The sequence below is a fragment of the Nocardiopsis lucentensis DSM 44048 genome (genome assembly GCF_000341125.1).
Lineage (GTDB): Bacteria > Actinomycetota > Actinomycetes > Streptosporangiales > Streptosporangiaceae > Nocardiopsis > Nocardiopsis lucentensis.
The window spans coordinates 1-4,231 of sequence record NZ_ANBC01000291.1 but is presented as its reverse complement, the minus strand read 5'-3'; the positions used below and the strand labels follow the sequence as shown (position 1 = coordinate 4,231).

The window sequence follows — 4,231 nt, the reverse complement described above, 5'->3', positions numbered from 1 at the left end:
TGCCCCTCCAGGGAGGACACGAGCCGCTCCGAGGCCCGGGACCGTCCCTTGAACCGGGTGGAGACGGCGACGGTGTGGTCGCGTGAGAGGCCGAGGACGCCCCTGTCGAACAGCCGGTGGTGGATCGAGCACAGGCACAGGCCGTTGGTGAGGTCGTCGGGGCCGCCGAGCGCCCACCAACGCACGTGTGCGGCCTCCAGTGCCACGGGACCGCCGTCGATCCACCCGTCGTAGCCGCAGAAGGCGCACCGGTGGTCGTAGGCGTCCAGGACCAGGTCGCGGAAGCGGGGGTCACGGTGTCCCGCGACGAGGCGGACGTCATCGGTCCGGACGGCCCCGGTACCCAGGTCGAGTCCGGCGAGCACGCAGATCTCCGCGTGCAGGGAGGGCTCGAAGTTCGCGTCGAGCAGGTAGCGCGCGATACGGACGGTCAGGCCGGGGTCCCGCGACAGGGCGGTGGAGAACTCCGGGCTCAGGCCCCCGCGCGCGCTCTCGTTCCGCAGCCCCGTGGCGGTGTCGGCGTCGCACTCCCGACCGTCCACGGTGGTGACCCGCCACAGACCGTCGCTGGTCAGGTGGTGGAAAGGGTAGGCGGGCGACGTCCGCCGGGGCGGGCCGAACTCCCGGAGGAGGTGGGCCAGCCGCCGCTCGGCCTCGCTGTAGGGGATCGGGCGAGCACCGTGGCGCTGGTGGTGGCCGAGCGCGTAGAGCAGCAGGAGGGGTTTGTGGGGGGCGCGGTAACCGTTGCGGGTCCAACGCCTCATCCCCGCGACCCGGTCGATCCAGTCCATCCCGCGACCCTAGCGCGTGGCCCGGGACCATCCCTGCGGCGGTCCGGGGTCGGTGTGGCATCGTCGTCGCCCGACAGGAGGAACGAAGGGGGAGCCGGTATGCGCACGGAACAGGAGCGGCGGGCCGCCGACGACCGGGAGAGGGTCGCGGCGCTGCGCCGGTCGCTCGGGTTGACCGCCCTGGTGGACGTGCACACCCACTTCATGCCCGAGCGGGTCCTGGCGAAGGTGTGGGCCCACTTCGACCAGGCGGGTCCGCTCGTGGGACGGCCCTGGCCCATCACCTACCGCCAGGAGGAGGAGCAGCGGGTGGAGACGCTGCGGGGCTTCGGCGTCCGCGCGTTCACGTCGATGCTGTACCCGCACCGGCCCGGCATGGCGCGCTGGCTCAACGACTGGGCGGCGGAGTTCGCCGAGCGGACCCCCGACTGTCTGCACACTGCCACCTTCTTCGCCGAGCCGAGTGCCCGCGACGACGTGCGGCGCGCCCTCGACCAGGGCGCCCGGGTGTTCAAGTGCCACCTCCAGGTCGGCGGATTCGATCCGACCGACCCGGTCCTGGAGCCGGTGTGGGGACTGCTGGCCGAGGCCGGAACGCCGGTCGTGACCCACTGCGGTTCCGGTCCGGTTCCGGGGGCCTTCACCGGCCCGGGCCCGATCGGCGCCGTCCTGGACCGCCACCCGGGGCTGCGGCTGGTCGTCGCGCACCTGGGGGCGCCCGAGTACGAGGACTTCCTCTCCCTGGCGGAGCGTCACACGCACGTCATGTTGGACACCACGATGGCGTTCACCCCGTTCATCGAGGACATGGCGCCGTTCCCGCGCGCCGCGCTGCCCCGGCTGGCGGACCTGGGCGGGAGGGTCCTGCTCGGGACGGACTTCCCGAACATCCCCTACCGCTACGCCGACGCGCTCGACGCACTGGAGGCCACCGGACTGGGAACGGAGTGGCTGCGCGCGGTCTGCCACGACAACGCCACGCGGCTGTTCGGACTGGCGTCCTGGAACCCGCCCGCCAACCGCGCCGGACCGGCGTGAGGAAGCCGTTACCGCCGCGGGTGGGCGCCTTCTCCGACGGGCGGGTCCGGGGTCACGGCGTCACGGAGCGCCAGCGGACGTGTTCGGGGACGATGTCGTCGACGTGCCAGTCGACGCTGGAGTCGACGGACACCACGCCCTCCACCCGCTGGGCCCGGCGGACCAGCTCCTGGGCCTCGCTGCGCAGCCGCACGGTCCCGGTGAGATGGACCACTCCGTCGGTCACCGTCGCGGTCGGATCCTCGTCGCGCGCCCGGTTCATGACCTCGGCGATCTCACCGCGCACCTCGTCGGCGATGTCGGAGTCCCCGCGCAGGAACACCCGCAGCAGGTCGGACCGGCTCACGATCCCGACCAGGCGCTTCTCCCCGTCCACGACCGGAAGGTGCTTGACGCCGCGCCGCTCCATCAGCCGAGCCGCCTCGACCACACTGTTGTCAGGCCCCACCGTCACGGCGGGCCGCGTCATGAGTTCGGCCGCGCTCGTGGCTCTGGCCTTGTCCCGCGCCGCTCCGCCGACGCCCAGGTGCGCCCGCAGGCGCGCCCTCGGCGGCGGCACGTAGTCACCGCCCTTGAACTCCTCCTTGTGGAGCAGGTCCTCCTCCGACACCACCCCGACCACACGCCCCTCGGCGTCGGTGACGGGCAGCGCGCTCACGTGGTGGTCGACCAGCGCTTCGAGGACCTCCCGGTAACCGGCGTCCTCCGTGACGGCGACGACCTGGGACGTCATGACACCGCGGACCGTACTCATCGCGGACCCCCCTCGTCCGTCGGGCCGCCGACCCGGGTGAACACGGGCGCGCGGCCGTCGAGTCCCCTTCCAGGCTACTCCCGGAACCCGATCCGGCCAGGGGTGACCGTTCCTGACCGGCGCCCGGGTCAGGCGAGGTGGTCGAGGGGCTCGGATCCCTCGCGGACGGTGTCCAGGGTGACGCAGTGGAACCCGCCTCCGAACAGCCGCCGGTGGCGGTGTCGGACCGGCACGACCGTGAACCCGTGCGACTCCAGGCACACCATGAGCTTGGGCCACAGCGCGTTGACGATCACCGTGTCGGGGTCGACCGACAGCACGTTCAGGTCGATGTAGCGGCTGGTGAGCAGGGGTACGCCCGGCGGAGGCTCGGGGAAGCCCCCCTCCTCCGGTTCGGGCGGGAAGATCATTTGCCACCGCCGCAGCGCCTCGGGGAGCCGCCCGGCGACCCCGGGGTCGCGCACGAGGAGGGTTCCCGGTCGCAGTGCCAGGACGGTGGTGTCCAGGTGGTAGTCGCACAACCGGTCGACCCGGTGGAGGCGGAACCGGTCCCCCAGGTGGCGGCGCAGCCACTCCAGGGCCAGGGCGTTGCCCGGCGTGGACACGTTCACGAGGACGTCCCGGCCCAGGCGCACACACTGGGCCGCGTCGAACGTCATCTCCTCACCCGCGGCGGGGGATGCCCCTCCCAGCACCGGCCGGGGCATCACCGTCCATCGCGCACCGCGGCGGAAGTAGTCCCCCAGCACGGGCTTCATCAGTTCCGGCTCGAAGTACCTGGCCCTCAGCTGCGGCGGGGTCTCGATGATCTCGTCGCCCAGGACCAGCGTCTGGTCGCGGACGTTGAGCGCGGGCAGCATCGTCGCCCGCCAGGAGGGAGTCGCGAACTCCGCGCCCTCGGGCAGGGGGTCGGGGCGGTGCACGGTGACGCCCAGGCCCCGCAGGGTGGTGGCGAGCTCCTCCAGGTCCTCGACCAGTTCGTCGACGTAGCGTCCGGGCAGGCGCCGGGAGGCCCCGCTCCAGTCGGTCCCGCCCTCCTGGTCGAGAAGTTCGTCGTGGTAGAAGCGCCGGAAGGAGATGTCCGGGTCGTGTGCGGGGTGGTGCTCACCCCGGCCGACCACGATCTCCCTGAGCGGCGACCACTCGTCGTAGCTGTTGAGCGGTGACGGCACGGCGGCTCCCCCACGGTCGGTACCGCTACGGGTGTGCCCTCCGCACGGGGGCGCCAATCACCCCGGGAACGCGATCCACGACGGAGTGCGACTTCGGCGCCACTCCCGCTCAGGCAAAGACACGGCACTCGATCGGCGTTGCCCGCCCACTCTTGTCGCTCTCGGTCATTGAATGGGGACGTTTGGCAATATCTCGCCCGTCGAGCACGACTGGAGCACCCGAACGTGTTGAAGCGCCTCGCCGTCACCGCCGCCACTGCCGCGGTGGCGCTGCCGTTGTTCACCGCACCCGCCCACGCCGCCGAGGGCGTCGTCCTCTTCAAGCACGACCTCGCGAACGAACCCGTCACCGCGGCCGCCGACCCCGCCGAGGGTTGCCACGACATCCCGCAGGTGTTTCCCGGCCTGCCCTCCGCCGAGCGGGCCAAGAACCGCACCGACGGGCTCCTGCGCTTCTACGCGTCGCCCGACTGCCA

5 protein-coding genes are annotated in these 4,231 nt (G+C 72.3%); 2 read left to right on the top strand and 3 right to left on the bottom strand.

Annotated elements, in window-relative coordinates; all coding sequences use genetic code 11:
* A partial coding sequence (locus D471_RS0109975; RefSeq protein ID WP_017598486.1) for a phosphorothioated DNA-binding restriction endonuclease occupies positions 1-791 on the bottom strand: 791 nt, incomplete at its 3' end.
* A 99-nt stretch (positions 792-890) separates the two neighbouring features.
* On the opposite strand from D471_RS0109975, the gene D471_RS0109970 reads away from it, so the two are divergent.
* Positions 891-1,829: an amidohydrolase family protein gene (locus D471_RS0109970; protein ID WP_017598485.1), complete on the top strand. Its 939-nt coding sequence runs from the start codon at positions 891-893 to the stop codon at positions 1,827-1,829.
* A 52-nt stretch (positions 1,830-1,881) separates the two neighbouring features.
* Here D471_RS0109970 and D471_RS0109965 read toward each other — a convergent pair whose 3' ends face one another.
* The gene (locus D471_RS0109965) at positions 1,882-2,583 is read right to left on the bottom strand and encodes a CBS domain-containing protein (protein WP_017598484.1); all 702 of its coding nucleotides are present in this window, start codon (positions 2,581-2,583) and stop codon (positions 1,882-1,884) included.
* Positions 2,584-2,711: 128 nt separating this feature from the next.
* Positions 2,712-3,755 (bottom strand): hypothetical protein, encoded by a 1,044-nt coding sequence (locus D471_RS0109960; RefSeq protein ID WP_017598483.1) that lies wholly within the window; start codon positions 3,753-3,755, stop codon positions 2,712-2,714.
* A gap of 225 nt (positions 3,756-3,980) precedes the next feature.
* Here D471_RS0109960 and D471_RS33740 point away from each other — a divergent pair.
* A partial coding sequence (locus tag D471_RS33740; protein WP_040689108.1) for a hypothetical protein occupies positions 3,981-4,231 on the top strand: 251 nt, incomplete at its 3' end.